Annotated in this window: 17 protein-coding genes; 8 read left to right on the forward strand and 9 right to left on the reverse strand. The window is 67.7% G+C overall.

Features of this window, described 5'->3' with window-relative positions; genetic code table 11:
• The first annotated feature begins 41 nt into the window (after positions 1-41).
• Both EDF24_RS02465 and EDF24_RS02470 read left to right on the forward strand, forming a co-directional pair.
• Positions 42-1004, forward strand: coding sequence for a D-alanine--D-alanine ligase (locus tag EDF24_RS02465; RefSeq protein WP_123701000.1), 963 nt, complete (start codon positions 42-44; stop codon positions 1002-1004).
• A 64-nt stretch (positions 1005-1068) separates the two neighbouring features.
• Entirely contained in the window at positions 1069-1623 is a 555-nt protein-coding gene (locus tag EDF24_RS02470; protein WP_260233335.1) for a YdcF family protein, read from the forward strand.
• Between the two features lie 198 nt (positions 1624-1821).
• Here EDF24_RS02470 and EDF24_RS02475 read toward each other — a convergent pair whose 3' ends face one another.
• From EDF24_RS02475 to rpmH, 9 genes are all read right to left on the reverse strand, one after another.
• Entirely contained in the window at positions 1822-2403 is a 582-nt protein-coding gene (locus EDF24_RS02475) for a dihydrofolate reductase family protein (protein WP_123701002.1), read from the reverse strand.
• A gap of 42 nt (positions 2404-2445) precedes the next feature.
• Positions 2446-3426, reverse strand: coding sequence for a ParB/RepB/Spo0J family partition protein (locus tag EDF24_RS02480; RefSeq protein WP_123701003.1), 981 nt, complete (start codon positions 3424-3426; stop codon positions 2446-2448).
• Entirely contained in the window at positions 3426-4319 is an 894-nt protein-coding gene (locus tag EDF24_RS02485; protein ID WP_279433176.1) for a ParA family protein, read from the reverse strand. The genes EDF24_RS02480 and EDF24_RS02485 overlap by 1 nt, the downstream gene beginning before the upstream one ends.
• A gap of 85 nt (positions 4320-4404) precedes the next feature.
• Positions 4405-5082: a 16S rRNA (guanine(527)-N(7))-methyltransferase RsmG gene (gene rsmG / locus EDF24_RS02490; RefSeq protein ID WP_123701005.1), complete on the reverse strand. Its 678-nt coding sequence runs from the start codon at positions 5080-5082 to the stop codon at positions 4405-4407.
• The gene (locus EDF24_RS02495; RefSeq protein WP_123655018.1) at positions 5079-5579 is read right to left on the reverse strand and encodes a R3H domain-containing nucleic acid-binding protein; all 501 of its coding nucleotides are present in this window, start codon (positions 5577-5579) and stop codon (positions 5079-5081) included. Before EDF24_RS02495 ends, rsmG begins: the two co-directional genes overlap by 4 nt.
• Complete coding sequence (yidC, locus tag EDF24_RS02500) at positions 5580-6548, reverse strand: membrane protein insertase YidC (RefSeq protein ID WP_123655019.1); 969 nt, start codon at positions 6546-6548, stop codon at positions 5580-5582.
• Positions 6549-6556: 8 nt separating this feature from the next.
• A complete protein-coding gene (gene yidD / locus EDF24_RS02505) occupies positions 6557-6937 on the reverse strand; it encodes a membrane protein insertion efficiency factor YidD (RefSeq protein ID WP_185021540.1) in 381 nt (126 codons plus the stop codon).
• Positions 6934-7275, reverse strand: coding sequence for a ribonuclease P protein component (gene rnpA / locus EDF24_RS02510; RefSeq protein WP_123701006.1), 342 nt, complete (start codon positions 7273-7275; stop codon positions 6934-6936). The genes yidD and rnpA overlap by 4 nt, the downstream gene beginning before the upstream one ends.
• Positions 7276-7420: 145 nt before the next feature.
• Entirely contained in the window at positions 7421-7558 is a 138-nt protein-coding gene (gene rpmH, locus EDF24_RS02515) for a 50S ribosomal protein L34 (protein ID WP_071299798.1), read from the reverse strand.
• A 436-nt stretch (positions 7559-7994) separates the two neighbouring features.
• Between rpmH and dnaA the strand changes: the two genes are divergently transcribed.
• The 6 genes from dnaA to gyrB all read left to right on the forward strand — a co-directional run bounded on the left by dnaA (position 7995) and on the right by gyrB (position 15924).
• Positions 7995-9449: a chromosomal replication initiator protein DnaA gene (gene dnaA, locus EDF24_RS02520; RefSeq protein ID WP_123655022.1), complete on the forward strand. Its 1455-nt coding sequence runs from the start codon at positions 7995-7997 to the stop codon at positions 9447-9449.
• A 471-nt stretch (positions 9450-9920) separates the two neighbouring features.
• Positions 9921-11066 (forward strand): DNA polymerase III subunit beta, encoded by a 1146-nt coding sequence (dnaN, locus tag EDF24_RS02525; RefSeq protein WP_123655023.1) that lies wholly within the window; start codon positions 9921-9923, stop codon positions 11064-11066.
• 69 nt (positions 11067-11135) lie between these two features.
• Positions 11136-12023 carry a phosphogluconate dehydrogenase (NAD(+)-dependent, decarboxylating) gene (gnd, locus tag EDF24_RS02530; protein ID WP_123655024.1) on the forward strand — a complete coding sequence of 296 codons (888 nt, stop codon included), beginning with the start codon at positions 11136-11138 and terminating at the stop codon, positions 12021-12023.
• Between the two features lie 31 nt (positions 12024-12054).
• Positions 12055-13290 (forward strand): DNA replication/repair protein RecF, encoded by a 1236-nt coding sequence (gene recF, locus EDF24_RS02535; RefSeq protein ID WP_123701007.1) that lies wholly within the window; start codon positions 12055-12057, stop codon positions 13288-13290.
• The gene (locus tag EDF24_RS02540) at positions 13290-13790 is read left to right on the forward strand and encodes a DUF721 domain-containing protein (protein ID WP_123655026.1); all 501 of its coding nucleotides are present in this window, start codon (positions 13290-13292) and stop codon (positions 13788-13790) included. Before recF ends, EDF24_RS02540 begins: the two co-directional genes overlap by 1 nt.
• 133 nt (positions 13791-13923) lie before the next feature.
• Positions 13924-15924, forward strand: coding sequence for a DNA topoisomerase (ATP-hydrolyzing) subunit B (gene gyrB, locus EDF24_RS02545; RefSeq protein WP_123655027.1), 2001 nt, complete (start codon positions 13924-13926; stop codon positions 15922-15924).
• The last annotated feature ends 38 nt before the right edge of the window (positions 15925-15962 follow it).

Below are 15962 nucleotides of genomic sequence, written 5' to 3' on the forward strand. Positions count from 1 at the left end.
CACTTTTCCTCGTTCCACCGCAGTACCGGAGGTCCCCACGCATGGCCGAGCTCACCCGTCGTCACGTGGTCGTCGTCGCGGGCGGCATCTCGCACGAGCGCGATGTCTCCCTGCGATCAGGGCGTCGGGTCGCCGACTCGCTGACTGGCTACGGCTGGCAGGTCGACCTCCGGGACGCCGACGCGACCCTGCTGCCGGCGCTGCGTGAATCCCGTCCGGACGTCGTGTGGCCCGCCCTGCACGGCGCCTCCGGTGAGGACGGTGCGCTCCGCGGCATCCTGGAGGCCGTCGACATCCCGTTCGTCGGCTCGCGTTCGACGTCGGCCCGGCTGGCATGGGACAAGCCAACGGCATCCGCATTGGTCGCCAGGACGGGGGTGCACACCCCTCGCTCGGTGACCCTCTCGCACGACGTCTTCCGCGAACTCGGGGCCGTCGGTGTCCTCGACAGCATCGCCGCCGAACACCCGGTCCCACTCGCCGTGAAGCCGGCGCGGGGCGGCAGCGCGCAGGGCGTGACCCTCGTCGAGGACACGAACGACCTGCCCCGGGCGATGGTCACCGCGTACACCTACTGCGACGACGTCGTGGTGGAGCAGCTCATCCGCGGGACGGAGGTCGCGGTCGGGATCATCGACACCGGCGACGGCCCGGTCGCGCTCGCTCCGGTCGAGATCGTGCCGCGGAACGGGTTCTACGGCTTCGAAGCGCGCTACAACGCAGGGGAGACGACCTTCTACACACCCGCCCGTCTGTCGGAGGAGCACGCGGCCGCGGCTGCTGCGGCGGCCGTGGCAGCGCACGAGGCGCTCGGACTCCGCCACATCTCCCGCGTGGACCTCATCATCGACGGGGCCGGGACTCCGTGGTTCCTCGAGGCGAACGTCCTCCCGGGCCTCACCGAGACCTCCCTCGTCCCGCAGGCGCTGTCGGCATCCGGATTCGACCTCGGATGGACCTACGCCGAGCTCGCCGAGCAGGCCATCCGCGACGACCACGCCTGATCTACGCATGACCCGCCAGCTTCATGTTCCACGTGGAACACGGCGCGCAATCGCGGCGGTCGTTGTGGGAACCGGCTCCGTCCTGCTCTGGGCGGAGCTCGTGCACGCGCGAGCTCGTACCCGGCGGCTCGGCCCGACGCCGCGCGTCCGCTCAGGCCCCGGTGCGGTCGTGGTCCTCGGCTTCGCGAACCGCGGCATGCGGGCGAACGTCGTCAACCGATGGCGCGCGCGAATGGCCGTCCGGAGCGCGGGGACCAGTGACGCCGTGACGATCATCACCAGCGGAGGCCCCGTGCGGGGCGAGGCACCCGAAGCCTCGGTACTCGCGCAGTACCTCCGCGACGAGCTCGGCTGGACGGGGTCCTTGCTCCAGGAGACGGAGAGTCGTTCCACGTGGGACAACGTCCGGAACATCATCCCGATGATCGAGTCTGCGGAGTGGATCGTGTTCGCGTCGAACGGCCTCCACGCGGAGAAGGCCCGCGAGTACCTGCGTCGCCAGCGTCCTGATCTCGCGGACCGACTGGTGATCGGCGGCGAGTACCGCTTCGGCGAGATGATCCTCTTGAAGCCGTTGTTCGCCGTGGTCGGTCTTCGGAAGCTCCGGCACCTGCGCTGATCGTGCCAACGTCAACCGAGGCGATGTTCCACGTGGAACCAGGACTGGACGAGTCCGTCAGCGCCTCACTACGGGGCGTAGAGACCGCATCCCTCACGCGGACCCGAGACGGGCATGTTCACGCCGTCAGTCGCCGTACAAGGCCCCTGCGCAACGGCTGAGGGCGATTCATCGCCGCGGGCCGGTCAAGGACGGACATCAGGATCGGTCGTAGGTCGAGACGACGAGCCCAGCCGACGTCCGGACGACGTCACGAAGGTCGAACGCGGTCTGCTGACCCGGCCCGATCAGCTGCCGACCGGATCCCAGGATCACCGGGTGCTGGATGAGGACGATCGTGTCGATGAGTCCCAGCGGCAGGAGTGACCGAACCAACACTCCGCTGCCCATGACGACGAGGTTCCCCGGCTCGACCTCCTTGAGCCGACGGAGTTGCGCGGGGACGTCGCCGGAGATCAGCCGCGACTTCGGCCAGGGGAGCTGAGCGGTCGGGTCCCGCGAGACGACGAGTTTCTCGACGGTGTTGAACCCGTCCTTGAACGGCCCACCGACGGCGTTCCAGTGCCCGACCACGTCCTCGTACGTCCGGCGGCCGAACAGCCACGAGAACGACGGCCCCATGGCCTGCCCCATGGCTGCGCCCAGAGCCCCGTCCGGCCCGGCATCGCCCAGGTCAGCCCAACCGCCGAGTGCGAAGCCGTCTCGGATGTCTTCGTCGGCCCTTCCCGGCGACTGCATGACCCCGTCGAGACTGACGTGGTTGATGACGACGATGCCCATGGCGCGCTCCTCGTGGATGTTCCACGTGGAACGTACGCCGGTTCAGCCGTTCACGCCCTCCGCGCCGAGCTCGCCGAGGATGCGGTTGAGGTCGGCCGCATTGGCGAAGTCGATCGTCACACGGCCCTTCCGCGCGCCCACAGCGATTCGCACGCGGGTGTTCAACCGATCGCCGAGCCGCTCGGCGACGTCGGCGAAGTGCGCGTCGCGCTTCGACGGCTGCGCCGGAGCCTTCTTCGGCGATCCCTGCGCGAGCTGCTGTGCAGCGGCTTCTGCCTGGCGGACGGAGAGGTCCTCGTTGACGATCTTCTCTGCGAGGTACTCCATCGCCTCGGCGTCGGGTGCGGCGAGGATCGCGCGAGCGTGGCCGGCGGACAGCACGCCAGCCGCGACTCGGCGCTGCACGGGGGAGGGCAGCCGCAGCAGTCGGATCGTGTTCGTGATCTGCGGACGCGACCGGCCGATGCGCTGACCGAGCTGCTCCTGGGTGATCCCGAAGTCGGCGAGCAACTGCTGGTACGCCGACGCTTCCTCGAGCGGGTTGAGCTGCGCGCGGTGCAGGTTCTCCAGGAGCGCGTCCCGGAGCATGGCGTCATCGGGGGTTTCCTTGACGATCGCCGGGATCGTCGCCAGCCCCAGTTCCTTCGTCGCCCGGAGACGGCGCTCGCCCATGATGAGCTCGTACTGCGGCTCAGCACCGGAGGCTCCTTCGATGGGACGAACCACGATGGGCTGCAGGAGACCGATCTCGCGGATCGAGTGAACCAGCTCCTGCAACTCTTCTTCGCGGAATTCCTTGCGGGGCTGCTGCGCGTTCGGGACGATGTCGAGCGGGTTCAGGTTCGCGAGACGAGCTCCGGGAACAGCGACGAGCTCCTCAGCGGTGGCACCATCTGCCATCGGTGCCGACGCCGGGGTCCCTCCGGTGGGGAAGAACACGTCGACGGGACGGTCCTGCTGGTCGGATGCCGTGGGGATGAGGGCGCCGATGCCCCGGCCGAGTCCGGTCCGCTTGGGTGCCATCAGTGCTGTGCTCCTCGTGCTGCGATCTCGGCGGCCGCTTCCAGGTAGGAAAGCGATCCGGTGGAGTTGACGTCGTACGCCACGACGCTCTGCCCGTAGCTCGGCGCCTCACTCACCCGTACCGAGCGGGGGATCATGGCCTTCAGGACCTGGTCACCGAAGTGCTCTCGGACGTCCGCTGCCACCTGGTTCGCCAGGTTGGTCCGTCCGTCGTACATGGTCAGGAGGATCGTCGAGACCCGCAGGTTCGGGTTCAGGTGCCGTTCGATGAGCTCGATGTTGCGCAGGAGCTGGCTGAGGCCCTCCAGCGCGTAGTACTCACACTGGATCGGGATCAGGACTTCCTGTGCAGCGACGAATGCGTTGATCGTCAGCAGGCCCAGGGACGGCGGGCAGTCGATGAAGACGTAGTGGTACGGCTCGTCGAGCGAGGAGAGGTACTGATCGAGCGCGGTACGGAGGCGCTGCTCACGAGCGACGAGCGAGACCAGCTCGATCTCCGCGCCGGCGAGGTGGATCGTTGCCGGGACGCACCAGAGCGTCTCGGACTCGGGGGACTGCTGCACCGCATCGGCGATCGGAGCTTCATCGACGATCACGTCGTAGATGCTGGCGACCTCTGCCTGGTGATTGACGCCGAGCGCCGTTGAGGCATTGCCCTGCGGGTCGAGGTCGATGACCAGGACGCGGGCACCACCGCGTGCGAGTGCCGCAGCGAGGTTCACGGTCGTCGTGGTCTTGCCGACGCCGCCCTTCTGGTTCGACACCGTCATGATCCGGGTCTTCTCCGGCAGCGGGAACTGCTCCGAAGCGATCGCACGTCGTCGCCGATTGAGGTCAGCGATCTCGCGGGCGAGCGGTGTCGACGCGTCGTAGTCGGTCGATGAACTCAACGAGTGCCTCTTCCCCGGTTCGATGTTTCACGTGGAACGCGGGGCGCTGCACACGATCCACGAGTGGTCTCAGCGCCGCGCGGCGTCAGTCAACTGTAGCCCGGAAGACGCGCGTGGTCTCCTCGACCACACCGACGCCGAGCTCGACGACTTCGACGTCAGACAAGCGCTTGCGGAGGATGACCTTGCGCGCTGCGGCCATCTCGTCGTCGACGCGCGCACCCTTCATCAGGATGAGCTGACCTCCCGACCGCACGAGCGGCACGGTGATCGGGATCAGCTTCGAGAGGGCACTCACCGCGCGAGCCGTGACCTGGTCGAGCACCAGGGAGTCGGCGACGTCCTCCGCACGCCCACGGAGCACCGTGACGTTCGTCAGATCAAGTCGATCGGCTTCCGACCTGAGCCACTCGACCCGTCGCTCCATCGGTTCGATGAGCGTGAACGTGACGTCCGGACGGGCGATCGCCAGAACGAGGCCAGGCAGCCCCGCTCCGGAACCGACGTCACCAACGTGACCATCGGCCTCCAGGAGGGGAGCCAGCAGGGCAGAATTGAGGATGTGTCGCGTCCAAAGGCGGGGCAGTTCAAGCGGGCCGATCAGGCCCAGCTCCTCACCGCGCCGCGCGAGCTCGTTCGTGAACGACCGCGCGACCTCGAGCCGGTCGCCGAAGAGCGTCGCAGCGGCAGCCGGCTCCGCTTCGAGCACCGGCGCCTCGGACGGCTCCGACGCGGCAGCCGCGTCGAGAGGAGCGTCCGTCATCGGGTGATGACCGTGTGACGGTCGCGACCCTCGCCCTCGGACTCCGAACGGAAGCCCTTCTCGGCGACCAGGTCGTGCACCAGCTTGCGCTCGTAGGACGACATCGGAGGCAGGGACGCCGTGGGGGAGCCGGCCTCGATCCGCTCGACGGCGGTGTCCACGAGCCGCTGGAGCTCGGACGCCCGGGCGTCCCGCGAACCGCCAACGTCGAGGATGAGCCGGCTGAACTCGCCGGTCTCGGCCTGGACGGCGATACGGGTCAGTTCCTGGAGCGCCGACACCGTGTCCGGCTTCGCGAGCACCCGCAGTGCGTTGCCCTCGTCGGTCACCGAGAGGTACACGCGGCCCGCGCGCTCCTCGATCTCGATGTCGCCGTCGAGGTCGCAGATGTCGAGGAGTTCCTCGATGTAGTCCGCGGCGATGTCAGCCTCGTCGCGGGCGTCCTCGACCTCGGTGTCGGTGGTCTCCACGGCTGCGGCGGTGTCCTGCTCGGTCACTTACTTCTTCCCGTTCTTCTTCGAGCGCTGCTTGCCGACCGGCTGCGAACGCTGGGTCGTGACACGCACGGCTTCGATCTCCGCCGCACCGGCACCGGCGCCGGCCTCGGCCAGGACGCCCGCGGGGACGCCGCGACGCTGGGCCTTCTTCGCCAGACGGGCTTCGCGGGCGAGTGCCGCCTCGGAGCCGGGCGTCGGCATGCTGCGGATGACGAAGTACTGCTGCGCCATCGTCCAGAGGTTCGACGCGAGCCAGTAGAACATGACGCCGAGGGGGAACGAGAGACCCGAGATCACGAAGATCAGGGGGAGCACGTACAGCATCATCTTCTGCTGGCGGTACATCGGGGAGGCCTTGGTCTCCGGCGACATGTTCTTCGCGACGAGCTGCAGCTGCGTGATGAACTGCGACGCCGTCATCACGACGATCATGAAGCCGGCGATCGCGCGGACTTCCCAGCCGGAGGCGTTCGTGAACGTCTCGTGCAGCGGGGCACCGAACAGGGCCGCATCGCCGAAGGACTTCGCGAGGTCGTTGGTCAGCAGGCCGATGCCCACCTTGTTGATCTGCGCTTCGTGCAGCACCGAGTACAGCGAGAAGAAGATCGGCATCTGCAGCAGCAGCGGCAGGCAGGAGCTCAGCGGGTTGGTGCCGGTCTCCTTGTAGAGCGCCATGGTCTCGCGGGACATCGCCTCTCGCGAGAACTGGTCCTTCTTGCCCTTGTACTTGTCCTGGATCTTCTTCAGCTGCGGCGCCACCTCGAGCATGCGTCGCTGCGACTTGATCTGCCGCACGAAGATCGGGATGAGCGCCGCGCGGACGACGAACGTCAGGAAGATGATCGACAGCACCCAGGTGATGCCCGCGGAGGGGTCCATCCCGATGCTCTCGAAGATCCAGTGGAAGCCGACGAGGATGGCCGAGACCACCCACTTGAGGGGCCAGAGGATCGTTCCGATGAGGTCCATGAGGACGGTCACGCCTTTCGAGTGCGCTGGGGGAGCAGGACCGGTCGGACGATGCCGACCGGGGACTGCGACTGCTGCCGTGCCGGGGCGAGCACGAAGCCGAACCGGTTGACGTTGTAGGGGCGACGACGGTCAGGGACGTCGTCGATGCCGCCGGCCGCCCAGGGGTTGCAGCGGCCGATGCGCCAGGCGCCCATCGCGGTCCCGCGCACGACGCCGTACTGCTGGATCGCTTCGAGCGCGTAGCGCGAGCACGAGGGGTGGTACCGGCAGACGTTGCCGTAGAGCGGGGAGATCACGGCGCGGTAGGCCCGGAGCACGACGACGCAGGCGTTGCGCGGGAGCAACGCCACGGTCCACAGGACCTGCACCAGGAGCGTCCGGTTCATGCTGCCTTCTCCACACCGCGCGCGAACGATCGCGAGACGTCTTCGAGCAGGGTAGGCCATGTGGCCTGCGCAGCGGCTGGCAGTGCGCGCACCACCACGTCGTACCCGGTGGGGTCCGTCGTCAGCAGCTCGTGGGCGATGCCCTTGAGCCGTCGTCGAACGAGGTTGCGGGTGACCGCGTTGCCGACCGTCTTCGCCACGATGAAGCCGAACCGTGTCGGCTCCGCGGGCCGGGAGACCACCGAGACGACGACGTTCGCCGTGGCGCTCCTGCGGCCACGACGGACGGTCATGCGGTAGTCGTTCCCGAGGACGATCCGGTTCACGCGCGCGAGCACGACGTCACCATGCTGCTCGCAGGCACACCGAAGCGCCGCGCGGCAGGACGGGTCCCGCCGGCACGGCGCCGGATGCAGCTCGGATCGACCAAGCCCGGATCGAGCAAGCTCGGATCGAGCAGGTCCGAATCAAGCAGCTCTTGAATCAAGCAGAGAGCTCGGTGCGGCCCTTGGCGCGACGGGCGGCCAGGATCGCACGACCCGCACGCGTCCGCATGCGGAGACGGAAGCCGTGCTTCTTGGCGCGGCGACGGTTGTTCGGCTGGAAGGTGCGCTTGCTCATGATCTTCTCCACACGGCTGCTCGACGCGAGCCGTCACGAATACGTTTGGTTGACGCAGGTGGGCGCGACCAAGGGGCCGCAGTCAACTTCTCAACGGTACGTGACGGAGCCGGAGAGGTCAAACCCCGGGCGGGACCGGGGGTTCTCCACATTGGGGACAACTTCCGTTCGGTGGGACCGGCCTCGGTCCTTTACAGTTGGTGGATCGAACCGCCCTCCGGCCCGGTACGACGGGGGAGTACCCCGTTCCAGCGGACCAGGGCGGTCGTGGACAAGACTGTGGACAACCCTGTGGGAAGCCCGCGGCACAACGGCGTCGACGAAGCCACCCGAGCCACGGACGACTCGCCGGGAACGGTGTCGCTGCGCCCGCCCGAGCGCCCGGAACGCCCCTGCCCACACACGGACGACACGAGACCCTGGAGACGAGCGCGACATGACGATGCCGGCCGACCCCGTCGAGGACCTCTGGTCTTCCGTCCTCGGACTCCTCGCGGACGACGACCGCATCACGCCGCAGCTGCACGGCTTCCTGAACCTCGTCGAGCCGAAGGGCGTCCTCGCCGGCACCCTCTACCTCGAGGTGCCGAACGACCTCACCCGCGGGATGCTCGAGCAGCGGATCCGTGTGCCCATCACCGAGGCCGTCTCGCGCATCGGCGACGACTCGGTGGCGAACTTCGCGATCACCGTGAACCCGGACATGGCATCGGAGCCCCGCGTCGAGCCGACGGTCCCCTCCTACGCGGAGCCGGTGCAGCAGGCGGTCGAGCAGAGTGCGGCGCCCCGTCAGTACATCGAGGCACCGTTCGTCCCGAGCCAGATCGACGCTCCGGGCACCAGCGGTCGCCCGGAGTCCCGGCTGAACCCGAAGTACAACTTCGACAACTTCGTCATCGGCGCCTCGAACCGGTTCGCCCACGCAGCGGCGGTCGCCGTGGCGGAAGCGCCGGCGAAGGCGTACAACCCGCTCTTCATCTACGGCGACTCCGGGCTCGGCAAGACCCACCTCCTGCACGCGATCGGCCACTACGCCGAGAGCCTCTACCCGGGGATCCGAGTGCGGTACGTGTCGAGCGAGGAGTTCACGAACGACTTCATCAACTCGATCGCGAACAACCGGTCGAACCAGTTCCAGCAGCGGTACCGCGACATCGACATCCTGCTGATCGACGACATCCAGTTCCTCCAGGGCAAGGACTCGACGCAGGAAGCCTTCTTCCACACGTTCAACACGTTGCACGACCACAACAAGCAGGTCGTCATCACCTCCGACGTCGCGCCGAAGCACCTCACCGGGTTCGAGGACCGGATGCGCAGCCGCTTCGAGTGGGGCCTGATCACCGACGTCCAGGCGCCCGACCTCGAGACGCGCATCGCGATCCTCCGCAAGAAGGCGCAGTCCGACCACCTGCAGGTGCCGGACGACATCCTCGAGTTCATGGCGTCGAAGGTGTCGAGCAACATCCGGGAGCTCGAGGGGACGCTCATCCGCGTCACCGCGTTCGCGAGCCTGAACCGGACGGCCGTGGACATGGCCCTCGTGCAGACGGTCCTCAAGGACCTGATCACGCTCGACGAGGACAACGTCATCGCGCCGACGGACATCATCAACCACACCGCGGAGTACTTCAAGCTCTCGGTCGACGACCTCTACGGCTCGTCCCGGTCGCAGGCGATCGCCACGGCCAGGCAGATCGCGATGTACCTCTGCCGTGAGCTGACGAGCCTCTCCCTGCCGAAGATCGGACAGCTGTTCGGCAACCGCGACCACACCACGGTGATGTACGCGAACAAGAAGATCGCGGAGCTCATGAAGGAGCGACGGTCCATCTACAACCAGGTGACCGAGCTGACGAGCCGCATCAAGCAGGACCGCCGGTACCGCTGAGCGCGTTGCGCTCGCGTCCGCCAGAACAAACGTTCTGACCGCCGGGAGGCTCGACTCACCCCGTGAGATCGGCCCACTTCGGCGCGCGTCCACCATCTGAGACGGTTCCATGCGGCGGAGTTCTCACAGTGTGGAAAGCCTGTGGATAACTGTGGAGGACACGCCGGACGGTTGTACACAGACGGGAGGGCCTCTGTGGAGACTGGGGATGGAAGTGGATAGATGAGTTTCATTCATCCCGAGAGCGCCAACAGGCCGCTCACAAGTCACACGGTTGTAGTTCCCTGTCGCTGAGCGGCATCCCCAGGGTTATCCACAGTGTGCACAGGCGTTAATACTCTTGTTCCTGTTTTTCTCTCTGGATCACTGGGCCAACCTTGTGGACGGCCGAATCACACGAAATCCGGGCTCGGCTCCGCTGTGCCACAATGGGGCGGCCGGACAGTCCAACGATCGACAGGGGTCCCAGCTGTGAAGTTCGAGGTCAACCGGGACGTCTTCTCCGAAGCCGTCTCCTTCGCGGTGAAGCTCCTCCCACAGCGAACGACCCTCCCGATCCTGTCGGGTGTCCTGATCCACGCAGAGGGCGACCGGCTCACCCTCTCCTCGTTCGACTACGAGGTGTCGGCGCAGACGTCGATCTCGGCGCAGATCGACGACGCGGGCACGGTCCTCGTCTCCGGTCGACTGCTGAACGACATCGCGAGCCGCCTGCCGAACGCCCCCGTGACGTTCTCCACGGAAGAGTCACGGATCACCGTCACCTGCGGCTCAGCGCACTTCACGCTGCTGAGCATGCCGGTCGAGGAGTACCCGACCCTCCCGGAGATCGGCGCACAGACCGGTGTCATCCCCGGCGACGCGTTCTCCGAAGCGGTGTCCCAGGTCGCCGTGGCCGCCAGTCGGGACGACGTCACCCCGGTGATCACCGGCGTCCAGCTCGAAGTCGGCGACAACGACCTCTCCCTGATCGCCACGGACCGCTACCGCGTCGCAGTCCGCACCATCGCGTGGGACTCCGGCCGCGTCGGCTCCGACCCGATGCACGCGCTCGTCCCGGCCCGCACCCTGCAGGAAGTGGGCCGCACGTTCGGCTCCGCGTCGACGGTGTCGGTGTCGATCAGCGGCACCTCGGACCGCGAGCTCATCGCGTTCCAGGCCGACGACAAGACCGTGACGTCGCTGCTCATCAAGGGCAACTACCCGCCGGTCCGCCGGCTCTTCCCCGAGACCGTCCAAGACCACGCCGTGATCAACACGGCCGAGCTGGTCGAAGCGGTCCGACGGGTCTCCCTCGTCCTGGAGCGCGAAGCGGCGCTCCGGTTCTCCTTCACGGTCGACGGGCTCACGCTCGAAGCGATCGGTTCCGAACAAGCGCAGGCGTCAGAGTCGATCGATGCGTTGCTGACCGGTGAGGAAACGGTGGTCTCGTTGAAGCCCGCCTTCCTCCTGGACGGGTTGAACGCGGTGCACTCCGAGTTCGTCCGGATCTCCTTCACCAAGACGGAGAACCCCAACAAGCCGGGTCCGGTGCTCATCACCGGCCAGTCCTCGCGTGAGGAACCGGCGACGGACGGATACCGGTACCTGCTGCAGCCCAATCTCCTGCTGCGATAGCGCAACAGCCGAACACTGCGCTGACGCGCCACCCCTGCATCAGCGCGACGACGAACAGAAGAGGAAATCATGCACATCGGTCTTGTCGGCCTCGGTCGCATGGGCAACAACATGCGTGCCCGTCTCCGCAACGCAGGCATCGAGGTCACCGGGTACGACGCCAACCCCGCCGTCTCCGATGTCGCCAGCCTCGCCGACCTCGCGGCCGCGCTGCCCGAGGGCCAGAAGCTCGTGTGGGTCATGGTCCCGCACGGCAAGATCACCGACGACGTGATCACGGAGCTCGCCGGCGTCCTCGCCGAGGGTGACCTGGTCATCGACGGCGGCAACTCGAAGTGGCTCGACGACACCACGCACGCCGAGCAGCTCGGTGCGCGCGGCATCCGCTACATGGACGCCGGCGTCTCCGGTGGCGTCTGGGGCAAGGACAACGGCTACGGCCTCATGGTCGGCGGTGACGCCAAGGACGTCGAGTTCGCGATGCCGGTCTTCGACGCGCTCCGCCCCGAGGGCCCGCGCGAAGAGGGCTTCTCGCACGCCGGCCCGATCGGCGCCGGCCACTACGCGAAGATGGTCCACAACGGGATCGAGTACGCGATCATGCAGGCCTACGGTGAGGGCTACGAGCTCCTCGAGGCCAAGGACCTGATCACCGACGTCCCCGCCGTGTTCGCCGGATGGCAGCGCGGCACGGTCGTCCGCTCCTGGCTGCTCGACCTCATGGTGCTGGCCCTCAACGAAGACCCGAAGCTCGACGAGCTCGAGGGCTACGTCGAGGACTCGGGCGAAGGTCGCTGGACCCTCGAAGAGGGCATCGAGCTCGCCGTGCCGATGCCGGCGCTCTCCGCGTCGATCTTCGCGCGCTTCGTCTCGCGTCAGGGCAGCGCGTCCCCGACGATGAAGGCCGTCGCGGCGCTCCGCAACCAGTTCGGCGGCCACGCCGTCAAGAAGTCCTAGGACTTCCCGGGGAAACCCGGCCTCGGCCCGCGTGCACGTCGACCATCTCCAACTGACCGACTTCCGGAACTACCGGGAGGCGGACGTCGACCTCGTACGCGGGCCGAACCTCTTCGTCGGGCGGAACGGCCAGGGCAAGACGAACCTCGTTGAGTCCATCGCCTACCTGTCCACGCTCGGCTCCCACCGCGTCCCCACCGACGCGGCCCTCGTGCGACAGGGCTGCGACGCCGCGATCGTGCGGGCCCGGCTCGCACACGACGACCGGAGCATCCTCGCCGAGGTGCAGATCAACCGGTCGGGGTCGAACCGGGCGCAGATCAACCGCGGCGCGATCAAGCCGCGCGAGCTCCCGCGGTACTGCACGAGCGTGCTCTTCGCGCCGGAGGACCTGGCGCTGGTCCGCGGCGAACCGGCCGGCCGCCGGCGGATGCTCGACGAGCTCCTCGTCCAGATCGCGCCGCGGATGCAGGGCGTCATCGCGGACTACGACCGCACGCTCCGACAGCGGAACACCCTGCTGAAGTCCGCGCGGGCAACCGGCGCGAAGTCCGGATCGCTCGCGACGCTCGACGTGTGGGACGAACGACTCGTGGCGTTCGGCTCCGAGATCATCGCCGCGCGCGACCACCTCACCCGCCGACTCGCACCCTTCGTCGCCGAGGCGTACGCGACCGTCGCCGGTGAGCGGCACGAGGCCTCGATCACCGGTGTGCTGAGCGTCCGTGGCGGCGATCCCGAGGACGCCTCGGCGACGGACCCCGTGCTCGGGACACCAGATGAACCGGTTACCGTTCCCGCCGCGGCGGAGGCGTTCCGCGGAGCGCTCGAGCGACGTCGACGCGACGAACTCGATCGCGGGCTGACGCTCGCCGGGCCGCACCGTGACGACGTCCTCTTCACCCTGAACGGGTTACCGGCCCGTGGATACGCCAGTCACGGCGAGTCCTGGTCCTTCGCCCTGGCGATCCAGCTCGCATCGGCGTCGATCCTCCGCGCCGAGTCGACCCTCGGCGACCCGATCATCATCCTCGACGACGTGTTCGCCGAACTCGACGAGTCCCGGCGCGAGCGCCTCGGGAACGCGGTGGCGGACTACGAGCAGGTCCTCATCACGGCGGCGGTGTTCGGCGACGTGCCCCCACAGCTGGCGGCCCACACCGTCCGGATCGAGTCGGGGACCATCGTGACGGACGAGGCGGAGCCGACCACGGCCTCCCGTCCGGACGACACCACGGCAGCGGACACGACGGAAGCCGGCGTCTGATGCCCCGCCCGTGGAAGCCCACCGAACCGAGCCGGGTGTACCAGCACCTCAAGGCGGTCTTCGGCGACCCGACGAAGCGCGGCGTCGACGCGCGCCGCCGCCGTGCCAAGGAGATCGACGCGGACACCGTGCCGTACGGGCGCGGCCGGGAACCGAAGGGCCTCGGCGACATCGTCGGTTCCCTCGCCGCCGAACTCGGCTGGACCGAGCCGCTCGCCCGCTCCGAGCTCTTCGTGGACTGGCCGAGCGTGGTCGGTGACGAGCTCGCCAAGCACTCCCAGCCGGTCACCATCGAGGACGGCGCACTGGTCATCCGGTGCGACTCGACGGCGTGGGCGACCCAGCTCCGGCTGATGCGCGCGAGCGTCACGACGACCATCGCGGAACGGCACCCGGAGGCGGGGGTCGAGTCGATCCGGGTTTCCGGCCCGGACGCCCCCACGTGGAAACGCGGTCTCAGGACGGTCCAGGGGCGCGGTCCTCGCGACACTTACGGTTGAGCCGACAAAACCATCCCCTCGTGGCGAAATCGGCCGTCCAGGGGCCGTTTTCGCCCTCGGAAGAGGGCCTCCTGCGATAGACTGGGCGGTGCAGTGCGCGGGTGTTCCGCGCGCAGGCAGGAGCACTCTCGACATGGCATCAGGATCTGAACAGGACCGACAGGACCCCCGCGGCAACCCCGCCGCAGAAGAACCGTCGTACGGCGCAGACCAGATCCAGGTGCTCGAAGGGCTCGAGGCAGTCCGCAAGCGCCCGGGCATGTACATCGGGTCCACCGGTCCCCGCGGTCTCCACCACCTGGTGCAGGAGATCGTCGACAACTCCGTGGACGAAGCCCTCGCCGGCTACTGCGACACCATCGACGTCACCATCCGCGAAGACGGCGGCGTCCGCGTGGTCGACAACGGCCGTGGCATCCCGGTCGGCATCCACGCTGCCGAAGGCGTCTCGACCGTCCAGGTCGTCCTGACCGTCCTGCACGCCGGCGGCAAGTTCGGCGGCGGTGCGTACGCGGTCTCCGGCGGTCTGCACGGCGTGGGTTCCTCCGTCGTGAACGCGCTGAGCTCGGAACTCGACGTCGAGGTCCGCCAGCAGGGCCACGTCTGGCGCCAGAGCTACACCGACGGTGTCCCCGTCGCGCCGCTCTCCCAGGACGAAGCGTCCGACGACCACGGCACCACGATCACCTTCTGGCCGAACGCCGAGATCTTCGAGACCGTCGTCTTCGACTACGAGACCCTCCGCGCCCGCTTCCAGCAGATGGCGTTCCTCAACAAGGGCCTCCGGATCAACCTCCGTGACGAGCGCACCCCCGACGAAGGCGAAGAGTCGCGCCACGACTCCTTCCGCTACGAGCGGGGGCTCGCCGACTACGTCGAGTACATCAACGCGCAGAAGAAGGCCGACCTTGTCCACCCGGACGTCATCGGCTTCGAGGCAGAGGACACCGAGCGCAAGATCGCGCTCGAGGTCGCGATGCAGTGGAACACCTCCTACCAGGAGAGCGTGCACACCTTCGCGAACACGATCAACACGCACGAGGGCGGCACCCACGAAGAAGGGTTCCGCGCCGCGCTCACCACGCTCGTGAACCGCTACGCGCGTGAAGCCAAGATCATCAAGGAGAAGGACGACAACCTCACGGGTGACGACATCCGTGAAGGGCTGACCGCCGTCATCTCCGTCAAGCTCGGCGAACCGCAGTTCGAAGGCCAGACGAAGACCAAGCTCGGCAACACCGAGGCGAAGTCGTTCGTCCAGCGCGTCGTCGGCACCGAGCTCACGCACTGGTTCGAGAGCAACCCGACGCAGGCCCGCGACGTCGTCCGCAAGGCGATCCAGGCATCGCAGGCCCGTCTCGCCGCCCGCAAGGCGCGCGAGACCACCCGGCGCAAGGGGCTGCTCGAGTCGGGCGGCATGCCCGGCAAGCTGAAGGACTGCCAGTCGAAGGACCCGACACTGTCGGAGATCTTCATGGTGGAGGGCGACTCGGCCGGTGGTTCCGCCGTGCAGGGCCGCAACCCGATGACCCAGGCCATCCTGCCCCTCCGCGGCAAGATCCTGAACGTCGAGAAGGCACGCCTCGACCGTGCCCTCGCCAACCAGGAGATCCAGTCGATGATCACGGCGTTCGGCGCCGGCATCGGTGAGGACTTCGACCCGGACAAGGCCCGGTACCACAAGATCGTGTTGATGGCCGATGCCGACGTCGACGGTCAGCACATCACCACGCTGCTGCTCACGCTGCTCTTCCGCTACATGCGTCCGCTCATCGAGCGCGGGTACGTGTACCTCGCGCAGCCGCCGCTGTACCGCCTGAAGTGGTCCAACTCCGCGCACGAGTACGTCTTCAGCGACCGTGAGCGCGACGCCCTGCTGCAGGCGGGCATCGCCGCCGGCAAGCGCATCCCGAAGGACAACGGGATCCAGCGCTACAAGGGCCTCGGCGAGATGGACTACAAGGAGCTCTGGGACACCACGATGAACCCGGACACCCGCACCCTGCTCCAGGTCACGCTGGAAGACGCGGCGGCCGTCGACAGCGTCTTCGCCACCCTGATGGGTGAAGACGTCGACGCACGTCGCCAGTTCATCCAGCAGAACGCCAAGGACGTCCGGTTCCTGGACATCTGAGGTCCGACATCTGATCACCGGACAGGAGGCGCGGTGCC

It is taken from the genome of Curtobacterium sp. PhB130 (genome assembly GCF_003755165.1).
In the GTDB taxonomy this organism is placed as follows: domain Bacteria; phylum Actinomycetota; class Actinomycetes; order Actinomycetales; family Microbacteriaceae; genus Curtobacterium.

What these genes read in the sequence shown, in the direction of transcription:
- rpmH (WP_071299798.1), bottom strand. Translation starts at nt 7,558, where the DNA reads ATGAGCAAGCGCACCTTCCAGCCGAACAACCGTCGCCGCGCCAAGAAG.
- EDF24_RS02475 (WP_123701002.1), bottom strand. Translation starts at nt 2,403, where the DNA reads ATGGGCATCGTCGTCATCAACCACGTCAGTCTCGACGGGGTCATGCAG.
- yidC (WP_123655019.1), bottom strand. Translation starts at nt 6,548, where the DNA reads ATGGACCTCATCGGAACGATCCTCTGGCCCCTCAAGTGGGTGGTCTCG.
- gyrB (WP_123655027.1), top strand. Translation starts at nt 13,924, where the DNA reads ATGGCATCAGGATCTGAACAGGACCGACAGGACCCCCGCGGCAACCCC.
- yidD (WP_185021540.1), bottom strand. Translation starts at nt 6,937, where the DNA reads ATGAACCGGACGCTCCTGGTGCAGGTCCTGTGGACCGTGGCGTTGCTC.
- EDF24_RS02540 (WP_123655026.1), top strand. Translation starts at nt 13,290, where the DNA reads ATGCCCCGCCCGTGGAAGCCCACCGAACCGAGCCGGGTGTACCAGCAC.
- EDF24_RS02465 (WP_123701000.1), top strand. Translation starts at nt 42, where the DNA reads ATGGCCGAGCTCACCCGTCGTCACGTGGTCGTCGTCGCGGGCGGCATC.
- rsmG (WP_123701005.1), bottom strand. Translation starts at nt 5,082, where the DNA reads ATGACGGACGCTCCTCTCGACGCGGCTGCCGCGTCGGAGCCGTCCGAG.
- gnd (WP_123655024.1), top strand. Translation starts at nt 11,136, where the DNA reads ATGCACATCGGTCTTGTCGGCCTCGGTCGCATGGGCAACAACATGCGT.
- dnaA (WP_123655022.1), top strand. Translation starts at nt 7,995, where the DNA reads ATGACGATGCCGGCCGACCCCGTCGAGGACCTCTGGTCTTCCGTCCTC.
- EDF24_RS02480 (WP_123701003.1), bottom strand. Translation starts at nt 3,426, where the DNA reads ATGGCACCCAAGCGGACCGGACTCGGCCGGGGCATCGGCGCCCTCATC.